Raw genomic sequence first — 23,169 nt, 5'->3', positions numbered from 1 at the left:
CGAAGAGGTCGAGGTGCTGATCAGCGCCGAGGAGCTCGCCGAGCGGCGCGAGCGCGTGGATCGGACGCTGCGCGCCGTGCTGGCCGCGCCCGATGCCGGATTCCGCGCCATCGGCGTGCTCTATCAGGAATTCGTGGTTCGCTGCCGCATCGAAGGGCTCGGCGCGTCCGTGCTTGATCTCACCGAATTTCGCCGCATGCTGACGCATGCGCGCGCCGGGCTCGGCACTGACATTGCCGAGGACGACGCCTGGCGGGAGGTGACGCTGCGCGCCTCGATCCTGCCTGACGACATGCAGGGCGTGTTCATGATGATTGCGCGCGCGGCGAAAGAAGGCTGGCCCTGCCCCGGCGATGCCGCGATCGCACGCGCCTATGGCTCGCATTCGCTGCGCCGGGCGCAGCGCCTGCTCGGCTATATGGAGGAGCAGGGCCTGATCGTGGTCCAGCTCGACGGCGCCGGGCGCCGGTTCGTGACGCTGGTGGAATTGGCCTGGGCGACCGCGCCAGGCGATCCCAATGGCGACGACCAGCCGGTGGATCAGGTCGCGAGCGCGGCGTCGGCCTAGAACGCGCCCGCCACTGTCAGCCGAAACGTCAACGGCTCGACCGGGTGCAGCACGTAATCCATCACGCCATTCTGGCAGACGGCCGTCGGCGCGACGCCGCCGGTGCAAAGATTGTACAGCGTGTCGGTCTTGAGCAGCGAACCATAGGCATAGGTGATCTGGTTCGCTTGCGTGTTGAAGAGATTGAGCACATCGAGCTGGATGCGCCAGCCGTTGTCTGCGCGATAGCCGAGCCGCCCGTTGAAGATGCTGGTCGCGGACGAGCGAAACGCATTGTCTTCAGTGAGCGGGCTCGCCGCGAGATAGCGCCAGCGCAATGCCCCGAACCAGCCGGTCTTGTCGCCGAGCGTGATGCCGGCGGACGCCACCATCGGCGGCGCGTTCGGAATGTAATTGCCGGGCACGTTGCCGATCTGCGCTTCGGGATAGCCGGCGAGTGAGGCGTAGACCGCCGCCTGATCGCTGTCATAGCCGCGAAAGCGCGCATGCGTCATCGCGAGATCGGCATCGATGTCGATCCAGGAGCGCGGGCGATAATGGTTGGTCCATTCGAAGCCGTAGCGGCGGCTGGCGCGCGTGGCCTCGGTGTCGCCGGCGTCGCCCGAAAACAGGATCTCGGAATCCTGGTCGAGGATGAAGACGCTGAACGAACTATCGAGACCGGGAATGATCCTGCTACGAACTCCGACTTCGGCACCACGCGTGCGCACTAGCAGTGGCGACGGCGAGAGTTTTGTCGTGGAATCACTCGGGTCTTCCGTCGTGGTCGCGCCGCGGGCGTCGTTCGAATGCATGCCGTAACCGGCGCCCAAGAAGAATTCGGTCTGGTTGAAGGGGCCGAGCACCATCCGGAATTTCGGACTGCCGAGCGAAGCATCAACGTGCCCGGAATTGTTGGAATTGAACAGCGAGGTGACGTCGGCGTTGTAGTAGTCGCCGCGCCAGCCAACCGTCGTCCGGAGCCAGTCGGTCCAGCGCACCGTGTTTTCGGCATAGATGCCGACACTGCCCTCGCCGACCTTGTCGCTGCGAACGCTCGACAGGAAGCTGCGCTGGAACGTGTTGGAGAGCGCGAGATCAATCGCATCGTACCGCGATTGCAGGCCGAATGTTGTTTGCATCGGCAGGCCCGCGAACGAGCCGTTCAGCGTGCGTGAGATATTGGCACCGGCCATCAGGCGGTCGTCGTGCTGGTGAAACTGGTCGCCGAGCACGGGATCGCTGAGATAGTAGGTGAAGTTGTTGAAGAGATCGAGCTGGCTCTTCACGACATAGGCGTTGGCCTTCCACGACCCCGCGTCGTCGCTTTGCGCCACGCGGCCCGAGAGCGCGAAGCGGTTGGTATTGCCGCCGTCGCTGGGATCTTCCGAACCGAAACGGTCGAGAAAGCCTGAGGTGATCGCGCGCTGCGGCACCTGGTCGGTCGAATTCCATCTGTTGGCGTAGGCCATGCCGGTGACCGAGACGCCGTCGGTGGCGGTGCCCTGGCTGTAGCGCACGAGGCCGTTGAGCTTGCGGACATCGTCTGGATTCACCCACGGGCCGTCATAGGTGCCGAGCTCGCCGGCGACAAGCAGCGAACCGTCGCCAAGCTTGGCGGAGTCCATGCCGAGCAGGCGGCGATAACCGAAGCTGCCGACGGTGACCTGGGCGAGGCCTTTTTCGGTGCGGTCGATCAGGCCGATATGGATGCTGCCCACCGAAGCGAAATCGCCCTCGTCGGCGAAATACGGTCCCTTGCGCACGTCCATCGTGCCGATGGTTTCCGGGATCAGCCAGTTCAGGTCGGCATAGCCCTGGCCATGCGCATGGGTGCGCATGTTGACGGGAACGTCGTCGACGGTGATGGCCAGATCGGTGCCGTGATCGAGATTATAGCCGCGCAAAAAGTACTGGTTGGCTTTGCCCTCGCCGGAATGCTGGGTGACGATCAGCCCCGGCACGGCCTCGAGCGCCTCGCCCGGCCGCGTGAAGGTGCGCGTTGATCGCCTCTCCCGAGAAGGTCATCTCGCTCGCCATGCTCGGAGGTCCCTTCGCGCCGGAGGCAACAGTGCCGGAGCCCGCTGCCGGACCCGGCTGAGCGACCACGGGGCGCCTCGCTGCCGCCGGTTTGGTGGCGCGCCGCGCCGCGGACGGCTTGGTGTGATGAGGTACATCGCTGCCCCTCACCTCGACCGGCGGCAGTTCGCTCTGGGCGAACGCCTTGCCGTCGCCGGCGACAAGGACGAAGGCCGGGAGCGCCGCGAGAGCGACGTAGCGCTTAGGCCGCCTCGGTCGCATCGAGATCATTCGGCGTGCCATCGCGCGACTCTACAAACATGCGACGGTAGAGCAGGCTCGAGACCAGCCAAGCGATCACGAACAAAGCGATCACCGCGAAGCCGACATTCGCGAGGGACTCGTTGAGGCTATCGACCAGAGCCCACACGCCGCCGGACAGGCCGAGGCGGTCGCTAATCAGGCCGAGCGCCTCGATGCCGCCGACGAACAGCGCGACCGCGACGGAGGCACCAGTTATGGTGAGGTTGTACCAGAGCTTGCGCATGGGATCGACGAAGGCCCAGCGATAGGCGCTGACCATCAGAGCCGAGTCCGCGGTGTCGACCAGCGCCATGCCGGATGCGAACAGCGCGGGAAAGACCAGGATGTCGGCGAGCGGGACACCACGCGCAGCTTCAGTGGCGGAGATGCTGAGCAGGCCGATCTCGGTTGCGGTGTCGAAGCCGAGGCCGAACAGCAATCCGAGTGGAAACATGTGCCAGGGCTTCGTCACCAGCCGAAACATCGGGCCGAGCAGGCGCGCGAGCAAGCCGCGGCTCGCGAGCAGCACCTCCAACCCGGCGGCATCGTGAACGCCCTGCTCGCGCGCCGCGCGAAAGGTCCGCCACAGGCCGGCGAAGATCGCGAGGTTGATCGCCGCGATCAACAGCAAAAACAGCGCCGACACCGATGTGCCGATCAGGCTGCCGATGTCCTTCAGCAGGCTGTCGCCGCCGAGGCTGACGACGCCGACCGCCAGCAGCATGGTCGCGACCACGACGACGGTGGAGTGACCGAGCGCGAAATAGAGACCGACACTGCGCGGCGCATCGCCGGTCTGCATCAGCTTGCGCACGACATTGTCGATGGCGGCGATGTGGTCGGCGTCGACGGCGTGGCGTAGGCCGAACACCCAGGCGAGCAGCGCGGTCGCCATCACCGCGGGCCGGTCGCCGAACGCTGCGAATGCCCAGACCCATGCCGCAAAATTGGCGGCGACGAGCCCGCCGAACAGCAGCACCATTCCGGGCTCAACCGCCCGCAAAGACCTCGTTACGAAACTCATTCCGCCGCGCGCCTCGTTGCGTCACCAGTATGAGGATTCCATAAAATCATCATACTGACTAGCGCCATCCCAAGGCGGCAGGACATTTTCCGCTTACGCGGCTTCGCTGCCGCCGAGATAGGCGTCGCGCACGCGGGGATCGTCCTTCAGCGTCCGGGCGGAGCCGGACAGGACGATCCTGCCGGTCTGGAGCACGTAGGCCTCGTGCGCGATCTCGAGCGCGAGGCTGGCGTTCTGCTCGACCATGAAGACCGAGACGCCTTCCTGGTTGATGGTGCGGATCAGCTCCAGCACGCGATCGACATAAAGCGGCGACAGGCCCATGGTCGGCTCGTCCATCACGATCAGGCGCGGCCGGCTCATCAACGCGCGCGCCATCGCCACCATCTGCTGCTCGCCGCCCGACAGGGAGCCGGCGCGCTGCGACAGCCGCTGGCCGAGCTTCGGGAACAGCGTCAGCATCTTGTCGAGATCCTGCGCAACAGCCTCGCGGTCGTTGCGCACAAAAGCGCCCATCAGGATGTTCTCGCGCACGCTCATGTCCGCGAACAGCCGGCGGGCCTCCGGCACCGAGGCAATTCCGCGCCGAACGATCTGCGGCGTGGTGAGGCCGATCAGCGAGGCGCCGTCGAAGCTCACCTCGCCCGAGCGCGGCTTCATCAGGCCCAGGATGATCTTCATCGTCGTCGATTTGCCGCTGGCATTGCCGCCGAGCAGGCAGACGATATGGCCACGACCGACATTGATGGACAAGTCGAAATGTACCTGGGCCTGGCCGTAGAAAGTGTTGACGTCAGTCAGCGCCAGCAGCGGTTCCGATGCGCCCGTGGTCATGCCGCGCTCTCCTGCTCTGCTGTTCCGGACAGGCCGTGGCCAAGATAGGCCTCGATCACCTTGGAATCGTTGCGCACCTGTTCGCCCGGCCCTTCCGCGATCTTCTTGCCCTCATCCATGACGATGACGCGATCGGAGAGCCGCATCACCATCTCCAGCTTGTGCTCGATCAGGAGGATGGTGAGCCCTTCTGCTTTCAATTCGGCGACCAGCGCCTGCATCTCCGCGGTCTCGCTCGGGTTCATGCCGGCGGTCGGCTCGTCCAGCAACAAGAGGCGCGGCTTCAGCGCCAGCGCACGTGCGATCTCGACGCGGCGGCGGTTGGCGTAGGAAAGGCTGTAGGCCGGCTGGTCGATCCGCGGCAGCAGCCGTTCACCGAAGCGGGCGAGAATGACCTTCACCTCTTCGCGCAGCCGCTCTTCCTCGGCCTTGACGCTTGCAGGGCGCAGCAGCGCCAGGCCCAATTCCAAGAGCGGACCGATCACGGGCACGGCCGGCTTCACGGCACGCAACCGCGTGTGAGCACCGATCAGGACGTTGTCCATGACGCTGAGATTGCCGAAGACGCGGCCGAGCTGGAAGGTTCGCGCGATGCCTTGCGCTGCCAGCCGTTCCGGCGAATGGCCGGTAATGTCGCGTTCTTCGAAACGAACCTCACCCGCATCCGGTCGGTCCAGCCCGGTGACGAGATTGAATAGCGTGGTCTTGCCAGCGCCGTTCGGGCCGATGATGCTGACGAGCCCGCCCTTGGCGAGATCGAGATCGATGCCATCGACGGCCGTGAGGCCGCCGAAGCGGCGGGTCAGCCCGCGCAGGGACAACAGCGGTGCAATCGTCTCCGCCATCAGATCGTCCCCAACAGGCCCTGAGGCCTGAACCGCACAAGCAGCAGCAGCACGATGCCGTAGATCAGGATGCGGTACTCGGCCGCGATCCGGAACATCTCGGGGATGCCGACTAGCGCGACCGCGCCGACGATCGCTCCGACGACATTGCCGAGCCCGCCGAGGATCACGACCGTCAGCGCCAGGATCGATTGCTGCGTGTTGAAGGTTTCGTGGTTGATGTAGGAATACAGATGCGCCGCGATGCCACCACTGACGCCGGCCGCAAAGCCACCGAAGATGAAGGCGAGCGATTTGTAACGGTTCAGGCTGAGGCCGTAGGCGCGCGCGGCGATATCGTCGTCGCGAATGGCACGAAAGCTGCGGCCGAGATGCGAGCCCAGCAACCGCCCCTGCACCAGCGCGAGCACAACCATCACGGCAAACGCGAACCAGTAGACCGTTCTCGGATCGACCAGATCGTAGCCGAACAACGACAGCGGTGGGATACCCGAAATTCCGATCGGGCCACGCGTGACGCTCTCCCAGTTCAAAATCACCAGCGAAACGATCTCGCCGATGGCGAGCGTCGCGATCGAGACGTAATGCCCGCGCAGCCGGAACGACGGCGAGATCAGGATCGTGCCGAGCGCGGCACTCATCAAGCCGCCGGCGACGATGGCGAGACCGACAGGAACGTTGAGCGTGAGCGAAAGCAGTGCCGAGGTATAGGCGCCGATCGCGAGCAGCGCGGCGTGGCCGAGCGAAACCTGCCCAATCGTGCCGGCCACCAGCGTGAGGCTCAGCGCGAGCATGCCGAGCAGCCAGGCGTTGATCAGGGTCTGCAGCACGTAGAACGACACCGGCAGCAGCGGCAGGACCGCAAACAGTGCGACCGCGACGACCAAGGCCCAGCGTGGAATCCGCACCGGCCTGCTCGGCGCGATGAAGGTACCGGTGAGCGGCTCGGGCGGCGCCTGCCGGGCGCTCGCGAACAGGCCGTTCGGCCGCAGCACCAGCACGACTATCAGCAGCAGGAAGGCGAACAGATTGCGATAGCTGGTCCCGAACACGGCGACGCCGTAGCTCTCGACGAGACCAAGCAGCATGCTGCCGATGACCGCGCCCGGCACATTGCCGGCGCCACCAACGACTTCGGCGACGACGCCCTTCAGCGTTGCCTGCAAGCTCATCGCGGTGTCGATCTGGTTGTAGTACATGCCGACCAGCAGGCCGGAGACGCCGCCAAGGGCCGCCGCAAGGCCGAACACGGTTTGATTGACGCGGTTGACGTCGACGCCCATCTGCATCGCGGCGTCGCGGTCCTGCGAGGCGGCGCGCACCGCCCAGCCGAGCTTGGTATAGCGCAGGAACACGAACAACAAGAGCGCGCTGGAGATACCAACACCGGCAATCAGGAGATCAAGCGGACCAATGGTGCCACCGCCGACCTCGAAGCGGACATCAGGCAACTGGCTCGGCAGTGCGCGCGGATTGGGCGAGAAGGTCAGCATGACAAGCTGATCGAGCACGAAGCTGATGCCGATGGTCGCCAGCAGCGGCGCGATGCGGACCGAGTTCTGCAGCGGCCGCAGGCCGAACCGCTCGATGATCAACCCGACCAGAGCGGCCACCACCGCAACGAAGATGATGGTGAGCGGCAGCGGCGTATGCAGCTGCACCACCGCAACCCAGCCGATATAGGCGCCGACGAGGTAGATCGAGCCCTGCGCGAAATTGATCAGTCGGCTGACGCCGAAGATCAGCGCAAGCCCGACTGCAACGAGGGCGTAAACGTTACCGACGATCAGCCCGTTGATGGTGTAGTCGAGCCAGGAAGACACGCAGGGTTCCTAATGAAGGGAGAAGGGCCGGAGCAAAGCGCCGGCCAGGAGATTCAGGTGGGCTTGCCGTCCCAAACCGTGAACTGGCCCTTGCGCACGACGAGTTCGGCATTCATCGCGCCCTTGACGCGGCGGGTGGCGACATCGAACGTCGCGGTGCCGAAGATGACGCTCGGGACGTCCTTGACCTTGGCGAAGGCATCGCGGATCGCCTTGCGGTCGGTGCCGCCGATCTTCACCACGGCGGCGGCCATGTTCATGGCGTCATAAGCGTAGGCGTTGAAGGCGTCCGGCTCGACGCCGTTATACTTCTTCTTGAAGCCGCCGATGAAGTTCTGCACCTCCGGCCGCGGATCTTCCGGGAAATACCGCGTGCCGACATGGACGTCCTCGACGGCATCACCGCCAAGCTCCAGGAACTTTGGCGAGTAGACCGAGCTCGCGGCGCAGATCACCTGCTTGAGCCCGACCTGGCGCGCCTGGCGCGCGATCAGCGCGCCGTCGGAATAATAGGAGATCAGGACAAGACCATCGGGATTGGCATCGCGCACGCGCACCAGGGTGGAGCGGAAGTCGCGCTCCTCGGGGATATAGCCTTCGGTGACGACGATCTCCGCGCCGTATTCCTTGGCGGCGTTGTTGAAATAGTCGCGGCTGGTGCGGCCCCAATCGGTGTTAAGATGCAGCACTGCCAGCTTCTTCAGGCCGAGGCGCTTCACGGCATATCGCGCCAGCAGCGGCTGCTCGTCGGCCTGGCTGACCGACGTGCTCCACATGAAATCGCCGCCCTTGGTGAAGTCAGGGTGTGAATTGGTGAAACCGAACTGCACGAGGCCGCCGCGCTGATAGATCGGCGAGGCTGCCATCGAGGCGGGGCTGGAGAAATCGCCGAGTTCCAGCACGATGCGGGGATCAGAGACGAATTTTTGTGCGATCGCCACGGACTGGCGCGGATCGCTCTGGCTGTCCTCGAAGGTGTAAGCGAGCTTGCGGCCGTTAATGCCGCCGGCGGCCATGATCTCATCGAGCGCGAGATCAAAGCCCTGCTTCCATTGCGTGCCGTATTGCGCGTTCGGTCCCGTCAGCGGACCGCTGACGCCGAGCAGGATCGGATCAGCATCAGCGGCGAAGGCAGTGCGGGAGAAGGCTGCTCCGGCCATCATGGCGGCCAGTGAGCCCTTGACCAGGGTTCGGCGATTGATGTTGCTCATGGTCGGCTCCATCCATTCAGGTGTTGAAAACAAGCAGCAAGTCTTGTGCCGGTGAGATTGACTATTTCGAGGGCTCTCCGAGCGACAGCATCAGCCGGTTCGCCCAGTTGAAGAACGAAGCGCCATTGATGACATCGACGATCTCGGCATCGTCGAGGCCCGCACTGCGCAACTCCTTGATATTGTCCGGACCGAACGCGATCGGCGTCGATGCCAGTGCGACCGAGGCCTTGACCACGGCGTTCCAGCGCTCGCCGAGATCGGCCTTGACGCCTTCATCGAGCAGCTTCTGCACGTCCTCGCGCCGCTTGGAATAGGTGCTGGCAAAGCGCGCATGCACCGAGGCGCAATAGATGCAGCCATTGTAGCGCGAGGTCGCGGCCGCCGCGAGCTCGCGCTCGGCGCGCGGCAGGCCGTCGGCGACGTTATAGAAGATGTCCTTGTCGGTCTTGGTGCGGGCCTCCAGCACCTCGGGATCGCGCACCAATAGACGAAAATATTCCGACTTGGCGCGGGCGCGATCGACGAGACCGTTGAAGTGCCGCTCGGTGAGCTCGGCCTCGGGTAACGGCTCGATCCAGGAGACCCAGCCGAGCTCATCCTGGGTGAAGACGACGGGCGGATTGACGGTGGCGCTCATGATTGCGGCCTCCTCTTATGCGTTCGCGGCGGCTAGCGTGCGCAAGCCGCTGACGACCCGCACCTGGAACGACAGGAACGCGACGAGTTGCGAGAAGGTGACGATGCCGGTGGTCGACCAGCCCGCGGCCAGCAGCGCCTTCATGTCGCTTGAGGCCGCATCGCGCGGCCGGAACACCAGCAGATGCGCATGCCCGAGCGCTGCGACGAGCCTGTTGCCGAGAGCAGCCTTGCTCGCCGCATCCACGCGATATATCAGGCCGGCCGTGTTCTCGACCGACAGCGGACCTGCCGGAAACGAGCCATAGGGCCCCGAGGTCTTGCCCCGCGCGATCTCGGCGTCGATCGCCTGGAGCAGCGCTGGGCCACCGGCGGTCGCGGCAAGCTTGTCGCGATAGAAGGTGGCAACCGGGGATTCGCCATGGAGCCCGGTCACGAAGGCCGCGACTGCGGCGCGTTCGAGCAGCGAGAAATCGCCGGCGTCGATCGGTTCGAACAGGGAAAGATAGCTCTTCTGAGCGTTTTCACGCGCCTGCACGCGCTTGCCGCGGATGCTGTTGAGCGCGGAGCCCGGCTCGATGCCGGCAAGCTTGTCGATGATATCTGTCGTCGCCATCATTCAGCCTCGTGCAATTCTCTCAATTCCGACTAGCCCGCGAGGGCCACTTCGGGCGCCGTCCTGGTCCAGCCCAGCGCGGGCGCGACTTTTTCAGCCACCAGCTCGATCGAGCGCAGCACATAGGGATGCGGCGCATCGACCGAATGGACCTGAAACACCAGATCGGTGATCCGATCCAGCGTCGCATCCGTACGCAGCGAGGCGATGACCTCGTCAGCGCCGCCGACATGGGTATCGAACGCCGTGATCATTTCCTCCAGGGTCTCGCCCGGAGGAAGGTGACCGCTCTTCATGAATTGCGGCAGCGCCCGTCGCAGGCCGATATCGGCAAGCCGCATCGCCTCGCGATGATCGTCGGCCACGAACACGCTGCGCGAGGCCATGATGCGCGGCTCCGCGCCCGGCGGCAGCGCTTCGAGATAGGCGTCGATGATCGGGTTCTGGATCTCGGCGAGCGTGGCGTTCGGCGCGTCCTTGGTCCGCGGCTGGGTGCGCGAGAGCAAGAGGCCGTCGCCGGCCTTGCCGGCGCGGGCGCCGCCGGCCACCGAGAAGGTCGCCTGCCAGATCCGCTTGTCGAGCTGTGGCCGCTGCGGGTAGAGCGTGTCGCCGCCGTCGAGCGGCTTGCCGGTCAGCGCCTTGCGGACCACCTCCAGATTGCGTGCGAAGATCTCGTTGCGCTGGGTGCCGTCGAGGCCAAAGGCGGCGAAGGCCGAGGGGTTGCCGCCGGTGCCGACTCCGAGCTCGAAGCGGCCGTTGCAGAGCAGATCGAGCACCGCTGCGTCCTCTGCCACCCTGACAGCGCTCTCCAGCGGCAGCGTGACGATGCCGGTGCCGAGGCGAATGCGCGAGGTCTGGGCTGCGACATAGCCGAGAAAGGTGAAGGGCGACGGCAGCCCGCCCTCGCGCTCGTGAAAATGGTGCTGCGCGATCCAGGCGGAATCGAGTCCCGCCTTTTCGGCGCGCACGATCTGCTCGGCGGCGAAGCGATAACGCTCGGCCGGCGGGGCCTCATCGAGCAGGCGCGTGAAGAATCCCAGGCGTTTCAGGTTTGCAAAGCGTTTCATACGACCCCTGTCGGGCGAGGATGGATCCCGATGATGTCGGTTGAGAGGGCCCGACACAAGCGGGCAATGCGCAAGGCTGCCCGCCGGGATCGCGCCCCTGTGCTAGACCTTTGGCTAGGCAGACTGCCTACCAGCTCGGCAGCACCGCGCCCTTGAACTTGGTGAGGACGAATTCCTTGACCTCGGGCGTGTGGTAGCTGTCGACCAGGGTCTTGACCCAGGGCTTGTCCTTGTCGGCGCTGCGCACCGCGATCAAATTGACATAGGGGCCCTTGGGGTCCTCGCGCAGGATCGGATCCTTGACCGGATCTAGGCCCGCCTGGGTTGCATAATTGGTGTTGATCGCGGCGGCGTCGACGTCGTCGAGCGCGCGCGGCGCCTGCGCTGCGTCGACCTCGATAAACTTCAGCTTCTTCGGGTTCTCGGTGATATCAAGCACGGTCGGCTTGTAGCCGACACCGTCCTTCAGCTTGATCACGCCCTTGTCGCGCAGCAGCAGCAGGACGCGGCCGCCATTGGTCGGATCGTTGGGGATCGAGACCTTACCGCCCTCGGGAATGTCGGCGAAGGCCTTGTGCTTCTTGGAGTAGACGCCGATCGGAAAATTCACCGTCAGCGCGACGGACTCGATCTTGTAGCCGCGGTCGGCCTTCTGGTTATCCAGATAAGGCTGGTTCTGAAACGAATTGGCCTGGATCTCGCCGGCATCGAGCGCGGCGTTCGGCACCACGTAGTCGGAGAACTCGATCAGTTGGATGTCGAGGCCCTGCTTGGCGGCGATCGGCTTCACGGCCTCCAGAACCTGGGCATGCGGACCCGGCGTCACGCCGATCTTGATGGTCTCCGCGCCTGCCGCGGCCGACCAGGCGGCGAGCATGGTTGCGAGGATCAGGGCAGGGCGAAACGACATCTTGGTCTCCATGACTCAGCGACAATTGATGGAACCGTATTCGCTTCTCCGCCAGGCGAAATCAATGAAATGAATATCCATATTGACCGCCAACAGCGGCCAACGCTTCTCCGTTCCCCACCAAATGGGAAACGAACGCAAATTGCGGCAGGTGCTGGCCGTGGGCAGGCTCTTCCTAGGCGCGCGGCTCGGCGCGCCAGGTCGACGGCGACAGCATGATCAGCACGCAGATCACGGCATAGGCGGCAAGCGACGCCGTCACCATGGCGGCGAGCCCGGTCATGCCCGCGCCGAAATATTCAACCGCAATCCAGCCGCCGCCAGCCGCGATCAGGATACGCGCAACCGCGCCCGCAAGTGGCCCCATCGCGCGGCCCGTGCCCTGGGTTGCGAATGAGGTGACGAAGCCGAACCCCAGCGCCGCGTAGGCCGGCGCCACGACGCGCAGGTAGGTCATGCCCTCATTCACGACATCGGTATCGTGGCTGAAGAGATGCAGCCAGGCGGTTGGAAAAATCGCGACCAACAGGCCGATCGAACCAGTCATGATCATGCCGGCGGCGCCACTGACCCAGCCGATTCTCTGCGCCCGCGCCGTCTCGCCTGCGCCCATGTTGACGCCGACCATGGTCAGCGTCGCCGTGCTGATGCCGAACAGCAGCGGAATCATGATGTAGTCGAGCCGCGAGGCGATGCCGTAGCCGGCAAGCGCGGAGGTGCCGAACAGGCCGACCGCGCCGGTGACGAGGATGACGGTGAGGTTGGTCAGCACCGCGTTCAACGCGGTGGGGATGCCGACCTTGAGCATGTCGCCAAAGATTTTTGCGCGCAGCGGCACGATGTGCAGCCGCAGGCCGGATGCACCCGAGGACATGTAGCGCAGCAGGAACAGCATCGCCGCGCCGTAGTAGAGCCCGAAGGCTATGCCGGCGCCGCCGATGCCGAGGCTTGGAATGGGTCCGAATCCGAAGATCAGCAGCGGAGAGACCGGAATGGTCACGATGGCGCCGATCAGCGTCACCAGCGCCGGCACCTTGACGTTGCCCGAGCCGCGCAGCGCGGCGGCCTGGAGATTGACGATCCACACCGGAATAGCGCCAGCGAAGAGATAGCTGGAATAGGTGACGGCGGCGTCGAGCGCACCGTCGCGGCCGCCGAGCGCACGGAACAAGACGGCGCCGCCGAACTGGACTCCGAGCGTAAACAACGCGCCCGCGATAATTGCGAGCACGATGGCGTGGAACAGCGCCGCATCCGCATCGCCCCGGCGGCCGGCGCCGACGGCGCGTGCCACCGACGAGGCGACGCCGGAGCCGAACCCGCCGTTCGACATCATGGTCATCAGCATGAAGATCGGAAACACCAGCGCGGCACCCGCCAGCGCATCGGTGCCGAGATAGCCGACATAATAGGCCTCGGCGATGTTCACCGCGGTCTGCGCCACCAGCACGGTCACCGTCGGCGCCGCGAGCTTGAGCAGCGTCGGCAGGATCGGCGCGGTCAGAAGCGCGGCGCGGCGCTGGTCGGCGGTCGTCGCAGGGGGGCGAAGCACTGCGCGGTGCGGCGGGGCCTCCATTGCGGGCAAGCCCGGTGCGGCAACATCCTCGACTGACATTCCTGAGGTCCCGTTCTGTTCCAGGGTTAGCGCTGCAACCATTGCATTACGTCCATAATGTATTATTATGATCGTAATGCAATGGAAAATCGCTCACGATGTCGTGGCCATGGACGTCAGGCCGGGCAACGCGGGGAGTTGAGGCCATGCGCTACGAAAAAGGACACAAGGACGAGACCCGCCGGCACATCCTCGATGTCGCCTCTGCGAGATTCCGCGAGAGCGGGATTGCCGCAGTCGGCCTCGCCGGCATCATGGCTGAGGCAGGTCTCACCAACGGCGCCTTCTACACCCACTTCGCTTCCAAGGAAGACCTGGTGCGGGAGGTCCTCGTGGAGGCGCTCACGAGGCGCGAGGAGCGGCACAAGGCCAATCTGGAGAACGGCGTCCCTGTCGAAACGGTGATCCGCGACTATCTCTCGACGCGGCACCGCGATCACGCCGGCACCGGCTGCCCGACCGCCGCGCTGGTCGGAGAAATCGCGCGGCACCCGCGGGCGACGCGCGATGCCTTTACCGGCAAGGTGTCCGACCTCGTCGTGCTGATGGCGGAGCAGATCAGGCAAGGCACCGCAGAAGAGAGACGGCGCAAGGCAATCACGATCTATTCGATCATGGTCGGTGCGCTGCAATTGGCGCGCGCGGTCAACGACAAGAAGTTGTCCGACGAGATTCTGGAGAATGCGGTGGAAGCCGCACTAGCAATCGCGAACGAGCGCTGAGGTGTAGCGAGCAGGACGCTACACCGGATCAAATGCCCGGATCGGCGGCAGATTGCCGGTGAACTTCTCCACCTCCACCGTGGTGAGCTGGCCGGTGCAGCCCTGCGCAAAGGACGAGGTACCGATGTCGCGGGTAAGCACGTTCGGATTGCCGTGAACGCAGAGCGGCGCGTCGTCTTGCGGGTCCATCGGATCGTACCAGGCGCCGGTCGGCAATTGCACCACCCCGGGGGCGATGCCGTCGGTGACATGCACCGCGGCGAGGCACGCGCCGCGCTCGTTGAACAGGCGGATGATGTCGCCATCCTTGATCCCGCGCGCGTCTGCATCGCGCGGATTCATGCGCGCGACCTCGCGGCCACGATGCTTTGCGCCCAGCGAATGTCCGCCGAAATCGAGCTGGCTGTGCAGCCGCGTCACCGGCTGGTTGGCGACGAGGAAGCACGGTGCACCTGACTTCGGCATATCGCTCTTCTCGAGCCAGACCGGATGGCCAGGACAATCCGCATCGCCGTGGCCGGCGATCTTGGCGGAATAGATCTCGATGCGCCCGCTCGGCGTGGGCAGCGGGTGTGCGACCGGATCCTCGCGAAAACTGCGCAAGCGGCCGCCGTCGTCGGGCTGCTGCGGCACGACCAGGCTGCCGCGCTTCCAGAACTGCTCGAAGCTCGGGGCCTCCAGGCCACGCTTGGCCAGTGAAGCACGCACCGGCTCGTAGAGATGCTCCAGCCATTGCCGCGAGCTGCGCCCTTCGGTGAAAGGCTCACGGGCGCCGAGGCGATCGGCCAGATCGGCAAAGATCTCGTAGTCGTCGCGCGCGAGGCCAAATGGCTCGGCGATGCGGTGCATCGCGACCATCAAGGGATCGTTGCTGGAATAGCCGATGTCCTCGCGCTCGAGCGTCATGGTCGAGGGCAGCACGATGTCGGCGTGGCGGGCGGTCGCGGTCCAGGCAAGCTCGTGCACGACCAGCGTGTCGACCTTCGCAAAGGCCTTGCGCAGGCGGTTGAGGTCCTGGTGGTGATGGAACGGATTGCCGCCGGCCCAATAGACCAGGCGGATGTCCGGATAGGTGCGCGTCTCGCCATTGTAGCGATAGGTCGCGCCCGGATTGAGCAGCATGTCGGCGATGCGCGCCACCGGAATGAAGTCCCGGATACCATTGCGCCCCTGCCCCAGCGTCGGCCCCGGCACGTCGTTGACCCGGCGGCCGTAATAGCCGATCGCGCCAAGCGAATAGGCGTAGCCGCCGCCGGGAAGGCCGATCTGGCCGAGCGCTGCCGCCAGCACCATGCCCATCCAGACCGGCTGCTCGCCATGCTCGGCACGCTGGAGCGAATGCGAGACGGTGATGACCGCGCGCTTGCCGGCGAGGCGCCGCGCCAGGTTCCGGATCGTGGTGGCGTCGACGCCGCAGATCGCGGCAGCCCATTCAGCGTGCTTGGGCTGTCCATCGCCCTCGCCGGTGAGATAGCTCAGGAACACCGGCCATCCCTCGGTGTAGCGATCGAGGAAAGCCTGGTCGTGCAAGTCTTCGCTGACCAGCGTGTGGACGATGCCGAGCATCAGCGCGGTGTCGGTGCCAGGCGTGCATGTCATCCATTCGGCGCCGGCCTCTTCAGGCAAATCCTCGCGCAGCGGGCTCATCAGGATGAACTCGCAGCCGCGCTTGCGCGCCGCCTGCATCGCACCGCGTTCGACATGCTTGCTGATCGAGCCGCCGGCCACCATCGAGTTCTTCAGCGCCATGCCGCCGAACGCGAGCACGATCTCGGTTTCGGTGGCGATCTGCTCCCAGGTGACGTTGCGCTTGGTGATATCCTCATAGCCCGCCAGGATCTGCGGCAACAGCACCGAGGACGCGCCGGAGGAATAGGAATTCACCGAGCGGACATAGCCGCCCATCGCGATGTTGAGGAAGCGGTGCACCTGGCTCTGCGCGTGATGCAGACGGCCCGCGCTCGCCCAGCCATAGGAGCCGCCGAACACGGCACCCGGGCCATGTGTATCGCGGATGCGCATCAGCTCGTCGCCGAGCAAATCGAGCGCTTTCTCCCAGCTGACCGAGACGAATTCGTCGCGGCCGCGCCTGTCATCCGGACCGGGCCCGCGCTCGAGCCAGCCGCGCCGGATGGCGGGCTGCGCTATACGGGCCTGATGGCGCAAGGCGCCGGGGAAATTGTCGATGATGCCGTTCGGATCGGGATCGCCCGCATAGGCCCGCACCTCGAGTCCAGCCTTGCCGTTTCGCGCTGAAAACACGCCCCAATGCGAGGTGTGCGGCTTGAATCCGTCAGACAAATCGAGGCCGGGGTCGGGGAAGCCAATCGTATTGTCCATCGCGTGGCCCTCATCGCAGGAAACGCCGTGCAGGCGGCTCCGGTCGCAATCATCGGGCCAATATAATGAGCGCGGCGCGTGCAGGGCAACGGATTACCGACGTCTGGAACCGCGCGCATGGCCGCATCCCGCAGATCGCACGACGACCTGCGGAGTGCGGAGCCCTGCTCAGCTCTGAGCGTCGAGCTGGCTCGTGCGACCGGATGACGACCCCTGCTGCGCAGCATAGGCGGACGCCGCCGACGATGTCGGCGAATATTGCGCGAGGGATTCAGTCAGCTCCTCGGCCGCCTCCGTGAGCTCTTTCATCACCGCGGCGCTGTCTGTCACCTGATTGCCGGAGGAATGGATGACCTCGAACGAGAGCCCGTTCGGCAGATTGACATGAATCATATCGAGACCGACGATCTTGGGCGTGTCGTGATTCTGCGATTGATCGGCGTTGGAGGACGATGTTTCAGACGTCCCTGACGAGGTTTCAGACGTCGCTCCGGATACAGTCTGGCTCGCGAACTTCTGCACGAAGTCTTCGATGGATTTGAGCGCGCTGCTGTCAAAGCCGCCGCCACCGAAATGGACAATACCGACCGACATCCCATTCGGCAGGTCGACCTTGACCTCGTCATAAGGCGCGCCTTCGTGCATCAGCGAGGCGAAGGCCGAGACGTCTCCTTGCGAGCCGTCCGCCGATTTCGCTTGGTTCGGGGATGACGACGAACTCGCCGTGCTTCCACTACTAATGCTGCTCATGCCGCTGACGCTCATACGCGAACTCCACTGTCATTGCCAAACACACGTTTGACGTGCAATGCGCGTGCCAGCAGAGAGCATCATTGCCATCAAGGACTTATCGCGAAAGCCGGTCGGCAGCTTCGTGACGCCGGCAAATGTATCCCGGCAGAAGCTGCCCAGCTGCACCAGATCATCCTGCCGAGTGCGCACGGCATTTCGTCGCAACGCTTTCCACCATCGTCGGCATTGCTGCCCTCTCCATCATGCAACATGATGGGTTGCCGGTGACGACGTTTCCTTGAGAGGTGGGGTCATCTGATGAACGAAAACGACATCCGCAGGGCTATCGCGGAAGTGAAGCAAGGCACGCTATCGCGACGCTTGTTCATCCAGACCATGGCCGCGGTCGGGATCACGGCTCCCATTGCCAGCCAGATCCTGCTCTGGAACGACGTGGCGATGGCCAATGCCACGCTTGCCTACAAACCGACCAAGGCTGGCGGCGGCGGTCCGCTCAGGATGCTGGTTTGGCAGGCGCCCACCTTGCTCAATCCTCATTTCGCGCTCGGCACCAAGGACCAGGTCGCTTCACGCATCTTCTTCGAGCCGCTCGCCGGCTGGGACAAGGAGGGCAATCTCATCCCCTGTCTCGCCGCCGAGACCCCGACCAAGGCGAATGGCGGCCTTTCGGCTGACGGCACCAGCGTAATCTGGAAGCTGAAGCAGGGCGTGACGTGGCACGACGGCAAGCCCTTCACGGCCGACGACGTCGTGTTCACCTGGACCTACGCCGCCGATCTCGCGACGGCCGCCTACACCACGGGATCCTATAAGGACATTACGGTCGAAAAGATCGACGACCACACCGTCAAGGTCAAGTTCAAGGCCCCGACCCCGTTCTGGGCCGATCCTTTCGTCGGGGCGGTCGGCCAGATCCTGCCAAAGCATCATTTCGGCGACTATGTCGGGGCGAAATCGCGCGACGCGCCGGGCAATCTGAAGCCGGTCGGCACCGGTCCCTACAAGTTTGTCGAGTTCAAGCCGGGCGATCTGCTGCGGGCCGAACGCAATCCCGACTATCACGTCAAGAACCAGCCTTTTTTCGACACGTTCGAGATCAAGGGCGGCGGAGACGCCGTCTCGGCTGCCCGCGCCGTGCTGCAGACCGGCGAATACGACTATGCTTGGAATTTGCTGGTCGAGGACGAAATCCTCAAGCGCATGGAGACCGGGGGCAAAGGCAAGGTCGAGTACACGACCGCCGGCGGCATCGAGTTCATCATCCTCAACACCACGGATCCGTGGACCGAGATCGACGGCGAACGATCCAACGCCAGGACCAAGCATCCGACGCTATCCGATCCGGCCGTGCGCCGGGCACTCAACCTGCTGATTGATCGCGAGGGCATCCAGAAATTCATCTACGGCCGCGCTGCGATTGCCACGGCGAGCTTCGTCAACCAGCCACCGCAGTTTAAGTCAGGCAAGCTGAAATACGAGTTCAATATCGACAAGGCGAACAAGATCCTCGACGAAGCCGGCTGGAAGATGGGTGCAGACGGCATCCGCGAGAAGGATGGCAAGCAGCTGAAATACGTATTCCAGACCTCGATCAACGCGCCGCGCCAGAAGACGCAGGCCATCATCAAGCAGGCTTGCCAGAAGGCCGGGATCGAGATCGAGCTCAAATCGGTCACCGCTTCGGTGTTCTTCTCGTCCGATGCCGGCAACCCCGATACTTACACGAAATTCTATTGCGACATGGAGATGTACAACGCGACCCAGCCGCAGCCGGATCCGGAGCGGTTCCTGAACCAGTGCGTCTCCTGGGAGATCGCCGACAAGGAAAACAAATGGCTCGGCCGTAACGTCTCGCGATGGTCCGATCCGGAGGCTGACAAGGCCTACAAGGCCGCGCAGAACGAGCTCGATCCGGTCAAGCGCGCCGCGCTGCTGATCAAGGTCGGCGAGATCTTCTGCGAGGCCAACATCTTCCTGCCGCTGCTGTCGCGCTACATCGTCGGCGGCGCCGTCAATGGCCTGATGACGGACATATCGGGGTGGGACGTCACGACGTGGAATATTGCGAGCTGGTATCGGAGTTGACGGCAGACCCTTGCGAACCCGGCTCTCTCAGCGCGCCGGGTCGCACGCCGTATTTGCGCATGATGGCCTTGCTCAGCGCACTTTCGGACGCATAGCCGACCTCGTGGGCGATCTTCGCGATCGGGTCCAACGTGCCGGCCAGCCGCTTGCGCGCGACCGCCAATCTGAGATCCGACAGGAACGTCATCGGCGCAACGCTCGCGCGCTTCTGAAAGGCGCGCACCAGCGTCGCACGAGAGGCAATCGCCACGTCCGCCATCTCGTCGAGCGTCCAGTCACGGGCGAGATCGCCAAGGATCGCCAGCACAACGCGGGCCGTGGTCCGGTCCTGCAAAAGCGAAAGTGCGCCCTTCTCTGAAGCCTGCCCGGTCAAATGGTCGCGAAGCATCATGACGAAAATGGCACGCGCAAGATCGGCGGCGACCATTTCCGATCCGGCCCGGCCTGCGTCCAGCTCTTCGCGGATGTCGAGCAACAGTCGCCGAAACCTTTCCAGCAGCGGTTCGCCGGCCGTGCGCAGGATGATCTCGTCGGGAAGAGCCGCGATCAGCGGATTCTCATCCGAGGTTTCGAACAGGAAACGGCCGCAGAGCAGCTCGGTATCGACCGCAGCATCGGCCGTGGCGCGCTGACGGACGCCATTGCGGATTGCGGTCGAGACCCGGCCTGCAGCGCCCCTCACCTCGCTCCGCACCAGATGGCTGTCACCGTGCGGCAGGAGGAGAATGTCGCCGGCCTCCAGCCTCTGCGCACCGAGGCCAGGACGCTCGACAACGCATGAACCACGCGTCACCAGATGGAATTGCGCCCATCCGCGCCCGTTCGGCGTATGGAGCGACTCCCAGCTGCCGCCGAACCTGCAGGAGTCCTCGATCACCGGACGTATCCTGAACAGCGGCACCATCGCTTTCAACAATTCGGCTGCCTCAGCCTCCGACATCAGCACTCCTTGATCCGCGCGGATACGAGCCCGAGCCGCCCGGCCATATCCCCGAGCGGCAAGCGCCGGCACATTACAGGCCGGAACCGCAACGGAGGTTAACATGGCCATGCTTGACTGGAACGACTATCGCCGTCAGCTCGTCGCCAGCGTCAGCGAGATCGGCAAGCTGTCGCCGGACACGATCAAGGGCTACGCAGCACTGAGCGGTGCTGGCGCCAGGACCGCCCACCTCGACGCCAAGACGCGCGAGCTGATCGCGCTCGCCGTCGCCATCAGCCTGCGTTGCGACGGCTGTATCACCGTCCATGCCGCCGAAGCCAAGAAGCATGGCGCGACTGAAGGCGAGCTTGCCGAGGCGCTCGGCACAGCGATCCCGGTCAACGCCGGCGCGGCTCTGGTCTACTCGACCCGCGCGCACGAGGCCTTCAAAAGGAAGCTTGAACGATCATGGCAGTGAGCGCGCCAACGCTCACTCCTTCTAACACAACCTAACGAGCAATCTTTGCGGCATCCGGTACATGTCGTGACATGGGAGCAATCCGGTTTTCAAAACGCACGATGACCGATGGGAGATCGTATGACGTTCAAGACGCCAATCGAAATGTTGTCACGGTCTGCGAACATGTCGCGCCGTGGCTTCGTGGGAGGCCTGTCGGCAGGCATTTTGGGCGCGGCGGCGACCGAGGCCGCCCATGCCGAATCGCTGGCTGATGTCCCCGATCGCGGGCCCGGAGCCGAACTTGGCGCGCACAGCGAAAGATCCCGCTTCGTCAAGATCGATCGTATCCCGGAGGCGACGCCGGGCAAGCGCAACATCGATCCAGGCGACGCCATCAATTCCAAGACGCCGCATCAGAAGCTGGTCGGTAACATCACGCCGACCGACCTGCACTACGAGCGCAGCCATTCCGGCGTGCCGGATATCGATCCTGCGCAACACCGGCTGCTGATCCACGGCATGGTGCGGAAGCCGCTGGTGTTCAGCGTCGACGACCTCAAGCGGATGCCGTCGATCTCGCGCGTGGTCTTCATCGAATGCACAGGCAACGGCTGGGAGAACTGGAAGAAGGCCGATCCCGAGCTGACGGTGCAGAACACGCACGGCCTCGTCAGCACCAATGAATGGACCGGTGTGCCGCTCAAGTTCCTGATCGACCAGGTCGCCAAGGACAGGGACTCGACCTGGATGCTGGCAGAAGGCGGCGACGGCGCCGGCGTCGACCGCAGCATCCCCCTCACCGACGAGATCGTGAACGAGGCCTTCATCGCCTATGGCCAGAACGGCGAGCCGCTGCGGCCCGCGCACGGCTTTCCGATGCGGCTGGTGATGCCGGGCTTCGAGGGCAACCTCAACATCAAATGGCTGCGCCGTCTCAAATTCGGCAACGCGCCCTGGATGACACGCTGGGAGACCGCGCGTTACACGCAGCTGCTTGCCGACGGCAAGGCACGGCAATTCCAGCTGCGGATGGACACCAATTCCGTCATCACGCGGCCCTCGGGCATGATGCAGATCCAGCCCGGCTACATCAGCATCTCCGGCCTTGCCTGGAGCGGCCATGGCAAGATCGCCAAAGTGGAGATCTCGACCGACGGCGCGAAGACCTGGCAGCAGGCGCAACTGAGCCTGCCGGTGCTGCCCAAGGCGCAGGTGCGATTCCAGATGGACTGGGCCTGGGACGGCAAGCCGACCACGATCGTCAGCCGCTCCATCGACGAGCAGGGTAATGTTCAGCCGGACCGGAAATCCTTCATCGCGGCGATGGGGACGAATGCGCTGTTTCACTACAACGCCCAGCAAAGCTGGAGCATCGATGAAGCCGGGAGGGTTCGCAATGTCCTCGCATAGCAAGCTGCTTCTCGCCGGCATTCTCGCCACCGGCCTGCTCGCGGCGCCCGCGCTCGCGTTCGATTTCGGTCGTCCGGCAGCGCCCGATGAGATCAAGCTGTGGGACATCGACGTCGGTCCCGATGGCAAGGGCCTGCCTGATGGCAGCGGCACCGCCACGCAGGGCAAGCAGGTCTTTGCCGACAATTGTGCGGCCTGTCATGGCGAGAACGGCCAAGGCGGCATCAAGGATCGTCTTGTCGGCGGACAGGGCACGCTCGCCTCCAACACGCCGGTAAAGACGGTCGGCAGCTTCTGGCCCTACGCGACGACGCTGTTCGATTACGTCCATCGTGCGATGCCATATCCGACGCCGGGCTCGCTCAGCACCGACGAGACCTACGCCGTCACCGCTTACATTCTGAGCCTCAACGGCATCGTTCCCGCCGACGGCAAGCTCGACAAGGACTCCTTGCCGAAAATCAGGATGCCCAATCGCGACGGTTTTGTTCCGGATCCGGAATTCGACCCAGCGAAACTGTTTCACAAGAGGTGAGCGCTTGCGCGTGACGCTTTCGAGATTGATCCGGATCGTCGCGCTGATCGCAACGACATGTTTATGGGAGACCCGAGCCATGGCCGCGGACGGACTCATCACCATCAGAAGTAATTTTGGACCTGAGGATACGATGAAGCGGCTCGAGGCCGAGGTGAAGGCCAGAGGCCTCACCGTGTTCGCCCATGTCGATCACACCGCGGGTGCAGCCGCCGTCGACCTGAAGTTGCGGCCAACCGATCTGCTCATCTTCGGTAATGCCAAGGGCGGCACGCCGTTGATGCAGCAGGCGCAGACGGCAGGCATCGACCTGCCGTTGAAGGCGCTGGTCTGGCAGGACGAGCAAGGCGCGACCTGGCTGTCCTACAACGATCCGGCGTTTCTCGCACAACGTCACGGCGCCGGTGAGCCGGCCAAGCCCGCCGTCGCGGCACTGACGGGGGCGTTGCAAGCGATCGCGACCAAGGCCACTGCGCCATAGTGTGAGGA

General features: G+C 64.4%; 19 protein-coding genes and 2 pseudogenes. 7 read left to right on the top strand and 14 right to left on the bottom strand.

Translation table 11 applies throughout. The features are described 5' to 3' along the window. Nucleotides 1–568 (top strand): annotated as a pseudogene (locus tag Q0687_RS22300) (ATP-binding protein); the annotation flags it as partial. Here Q0687_RS22300 and Q0687_RS22295 read toward each other — a convergent pair. The 11 genes and pseudogenes from Q0687_RS22295 to Q0687_RS22245 form a co-directional block, all read right to left on the bottom strand. Further along, nucleotides 565–2,848: pseudogene (locus Q0687_RS22295) on the bottom strand (TonB-dependent receptor). The pseudogenes Q0687_RS22300 and Q0687_RS22295 overlap by 4 nt on opposite strands. Further along, on the bottom strand, nucleotides 2,829–3,851 hold the full coding sequence (locus Q0687_RS22290; protein WP_298881401.1) for a HoxN/HupN/NixA family nickel/cobalt transporter: 1,023 nt from the start codon (nucleotides 3,849–3,851) through the stop codon (nucleotides 2,829–2,831). The pseudogene Q0687_RS22295 and the gene Q0687_RS22290 overlap by 20 nt, the downstream one beginning before the upstream one ends. 135 nt (nucleotides 3,852–3,986) lie before the next feature. After that, complete coding sequence (locus Q0687_RS22285) at nucleotides 3,987–4,727, bottom strand: ABC transporter ATP-binding protein (protein WP_298881399.1); 741 nt, start codon at nucleotides 4,725–4,727, stop codon at nucleotides 3,987–3,989. Then, on the bottom strand, nucleotides 4,724–5,572 hold the full coding sequence (locus Q0687_RS22280) for an ABC transporter ATP-binding protein (RefSeq protein WP_298881396.1): 849 nt from the start codon (nucleotides 5,570–5,572) through the stop codon (nucleotides 4,724–4,726). The genes Q0687_RS22285 and Q0687_RS22280 overlap by 4 nt, the downstream gene beginning before the upstream one ends. Next, nucleotides 5,572–7,395, bottom strand: a complete 1,824-nt coding sequence (locus Q0687_RS22275; RefSeq protein ID WP_298881393.1) for an ABC transporter permease — start codon at nucleotides 7,393–7,395, stop codon at nucleotides 5,572–5,574. Before Q0687_RS22275 ends, Q0687_RS22280 begins: the two co-directional genes overlap by 1 nt. Before the next feature lie 53 nt (nucleotides 7,396–7,448). After that, on the bottom strand, nucleotides 7,449–8,606 hold the full coding sequence (locus Q0687_RS22270; RefSeq protein ID WP_298881391.1) for an ABC transporter substrate-binding protein: 1,158 nt from the start codon (nucleotides 8,604–8,606) through the stop codon (nucleotides 7,449–7,451). Between the two features lie 61 nt (nucleotides 8,607–8,667). Then, the gene (locus Q0687_RS22265; protein ID WP_298881389.1) at nucleotides 8,668–9,246 is read right to left on the bottom strand and encodes an alkylhydroperoxidase domain protein; all 579 of its coding nucleotides are present in this window, start codon (nucleotides 9,244–9,246) and stop codon (nucleotides 8,668–8,670) included. A gap of 15 nt (nucleotides 9,247–9,261) precedes the next feature. After that, complete coding sequence (locus Q0687_RS22260) at nucleotides 9,262–9,861, bottom strand: CMD domain protein (protein WP_298881412.1); 600 nt, start codon at nucleotides 9,859–9,861, stop codon at nucleotides 9,262–9,264. A gap of 32 nt (nucleotides 9,862–9,893) precedes the next feature. Continuing rightward, entirely contained in the window at nucleotides 9,894–10,928 is a 1,035-nt protein-coding gene (locus Q0687_RS22255; RefSeq protein ID WP_298881387.1) for a putative FMN-dependent luciferase-like monooxygenase, read from the bottom strand. Nucleotides 10,929–11,055: 127 nt separating this feature from the next. After that, on the bottom strand, nucleotides 11,056–11,850 hold the full coding sequence (locus tag Q0687_RS22250; RefSeq protein ID WP_298881385.1) for a MetQ/NlpA family ABC transporter substrate-binding protein: 795 nt from the start codon (nucleotides 11,848–11,850) through the stop codon (nucleotides 11,056–11,058). A gap of 163 nt (nucleotides 11,851–12,013) precedes the next feature. Beyond that, entirely contained in the window at nucleotides 12,014–13,453 is a 1,440-nt protein-coding gene (locus tag Q0687_RS22245; RefSeq protein ID WP_298881383.1) for an MATE family efflux transporter, read from the bottom strand. A gap of 146 nt (nucleotides 13,454–13,599) precedes the next feature. Between Q0687_RS22245 and Q0687_RS22240 the strand changes: the two genes are divergently transcribed. Further along, entirely contained in the window at nucleotides 13,600–14,175 is a 576-nt protein-coding gene (locus Q0687_RS22240; protein ID WP_298881381.1) for a TetR family transcriptional regulator, read from the top strand. Between the two features lie 18 nt (nucleotides 14,176–14,193). On the opposite strand, the gene Q0687_RS22235 is transcribed toward Q0687_RS22240, so the two are convergent. Then, nucleotides 14,194–16,515: a molybdopterin guanine dinucleotide-containing S/N-oxide reductase gene (locus Q0687_RS22235; protein WP_298881378.1), complete on the bottom strand. Its 2,322-nt coding sequence runs from the start codon at nucleotides 16,513–16,515 to the stop codon at nucleotides 14,194–14,196. 168 nt (nucleotides 16,516–16,683) lie between these two features. Further along, a complete protein-coding gene (locus Q0687_RS22230) occupies nucleotides 16,684–17,280 on the bottom strand; it encodes a hypothetical protein (protein ID WP_298881376.1) in 597 nt (198 codons plus the stop codon). 285 nt (nucleotides 17,281–17,565) lie between these two features. On the opposite strand from Q0687_RS22230, the gene Q0687_RS22225 reads away from it, so the two are divergent. Further along, nucleotides 17,566–19,353 carry a peptide ABC transporter substrate-binding protein gene (locus Q0687_RS22225; protein ID WP_298881373.1) on the top strand — a complete coding sequence of 596 codons (1,788 nt, stop codon included), beginning with the start codon at nucleotides 17,566–17,568 and terminating at the stop codon, nucleotides 19,351–19,353. Here the strand turns inward: Q0687_RS22225 and Q0687_RS22220 are convergent. Then, the gene (locus Q0687_RS22220; RefSeq protein ID WP_298881371.1) at nucleotides 19,316–20,293 is read right to left on the bottom strand and encodes an AraC family transcriptional regulator; all 978 of its coding nucleotides are present in this window, start codon (nucleotides 20,291–20,293) and stop codon (nucleotides 19,316–19,318) included. The two genes, Q0687_RS22225 and Q0687_RS22220, sit on opposite strands and share 38 nt — an antisense overlap. A gap of 103 nt (nucleotides 20,294–20,396) precedes the next feature. Here Q0687_RS22220 and Q0687_RS22215 point away from each other — a divergent pair, with 103 nt between their 5' ends. From Q0687_RS22215 to Q0687_RS22200, 4 genes are all read left to right on the top strand, one after another. Next, entirely contained in the window at nucleotides 20,397–20,753 is a 357-nt protein-coding gene (locus Q0687_RS22215) for a carboxymuconolactone decarboxylase family protein (RefSeq protein WP_363323976.1), read from the top strand. Nucleotides 20,754–20,873: 120 nt separating this feature from the next. Then, nucleotides 20,874–22,145: a sulfite dehydrogenase gene (gene soxC / locus Q0687_RS22210; RefSeq protein ID WP_298881368.1), complete on the top strand. Its 1,272-nt coding sequence runs from the start codon at nucleotides 20,874–20,876 to the stop codon at nucleotides 22,143–22,145. Further along, nucleotides 22,132–22,680, top strand: coding sequence for a c-type cytochrome (locus tag Q0687_RS22205; protein WP_298881365.1), 549 nt, complete (start codon nucleotides 22,132–22,134; stop codon nucleotides 22,678–22,680). Before soxC ends, Q0687_RS22205 begins: the two co-directional genes overlap by 14 nt. Nucleotides 22,681–22,690: 10 nt before the next feature. Beyond that, complete coding sequence (locus Q0687_RS22200; protein ID WP_298881364.1) at nucleotides 22,691–23,161, top strand: DUF302 domain-containing protein; 471 nt, start codon at nucleotides 22,691–22,693, stop codon at nucleotides 23,159–23,161. The last annotated feature ends 8 nt before the right edge of the window (nucleotides 23,162–23,169 follow it).

Source organism: uncultured Bradyrhizobium sp. (genome assembly GCF_936928535.1).
In the GTDB taxonomy this organism is placed as follows: Bacteria; Pseudomonadota; Alphaproteobacteria; order Rhizobiales; family Xanthobacteraceae; genus Bradyrhizobium.
The sequence above is the reverse complement of the archived record's forward strand: the minus strand, read 5'-3'. Positions and strand labels throughout refer to the sequence as shown.

What these genes read in the sequence shown, in the direction of transcription:
- Q0687_RS22290 (WP_298881401.1), bottom strand. Translation starts at nt 3,851, where the DNA reads ATGGTGCTGCTGTTCGGCGGGCTCGTCGCCGCCAATTTTGCGGCATGG.
- Q0687_RS22285 (WP_298881399.1), bottom strand. Translation starts at nt 4,727, where the DNA reads ATGACCACGGGCGCATCGGAACCGCTGCTGGCGCTGACTGACGTCAAC.
- Q0687_RS22280 (WP_298881396.1), bottom strand. Translation starts at nt 5,572, where the DNA reads ATGGCGGAGACGATTGCACCGCTGTTGTCCCTGCGCGGGCTGACCCGC.
- Q0687_RS22270 (WP_298881391.1), bottom strand. Translation starts at nt 8,606, where the DNA reads ATGAGCAACATCAATCGCCGAACCCTGGTCAAGGGCTCACTGGCCGCC.
- Q0687_RS22265 (WP_298881389.1), bottom strand. Translation starts at nt 9,246, where the DNA reads ATGAGCGCCACCGTCAATCCGCCCGTCGTCTTCACCCAGGATGAGCTC.
- Q0687_RS22260 (WP_298881412.1), bottom strand. Translation starts at nt 9,861, where the DNA reads ATGGCGACGACAGATATCATCGACAAGCTTGCCGGCATCGAGCCGGGC.
- Q0687_RS22255 (WP_298881387.1), bottom strand. Translation starts at nt 10,928, where the DNA reads ATGAAACGCTTTGCAAACCTGAAACGCCTGGGATTCTTCACGCGCCTG.
- Q0687_RS22250 (WP_298881385.1), bottom strand. Translation starts at nt 11,850, where the DNA reads ATGGAGACCAAGATGTCGTTTCGCCCTGCCCTGATCCTCGCAACCATG.
- Q0687_RS22245 (WP_298881383.1), bottom strand. Translation starts at nt 13,453, where the DNA reads ATGTCAGTCGAGGATGTTGCCGCACCGGGCTTGCCCGCAATGGAGGCC.
- Q0687_RS22240 (WP_298881381.1), top strand. Translation starts at nt 13,600, where the DNA reads ATGCGCTACGAAAAAGGACACAAGGACGAGACCCGCCGGCACATCCTC.
- Q0687_RS22235 (WP_298881378.1), bottom strand. Translation starts at nt 16,515, where the DNA reads ATGGACAATACGATTGGCTTCCCCGACCCCGGCCTCGATTTGTCTGAC.
- Q0687_RS22230 (WP_298881376.1), bottom strand. Translation starts at nt 17,280, where the DNA reads ATGAGCGTCAGCGGCATGAGCAGCATTAGTAGTGGAAGCACGGCGAGT.
- Q0687_RS22225 (WP_298881373.1), top strand. Translation starts at nt 17,566, where the DNA reads ATGAACGAAAACGACATCCGCAGGGCTATCGCGGAAGTGAAGCAAGGC.
- Q0687_RS22220 (WP_298881371.1), bottom strand. Translation starts at nt 20,293, where the DNA reads ATGTCGGAGGCTGAGGCAGCCGAATTGTTGAAAGCGATGGTGCCGCTG.
- Q0687_RS22215 (WP_363323976.1), top strand. Translation starts at nt 20,397, where the DNA reads ATGGCCATGCTTGACTGGAACGACTATCGCCGTCAGCTCGTCGCCAGC.
- soxC (WP_298881368.1), top strand. Translation starts at nt 20,874, where the DNA reads ATGACGTTCAAGACGCCAATCGAAATGTTGTCACGGTCTGCGAACATG.
- Q0687_RS22205 (WP_298881365.1), top strand. Translation starts at nt 22,132, where the DNA reads ATGTCCTCGCATAGCAAGCTGCTTCTCGCCGGCATTCTCGCCACCGGC.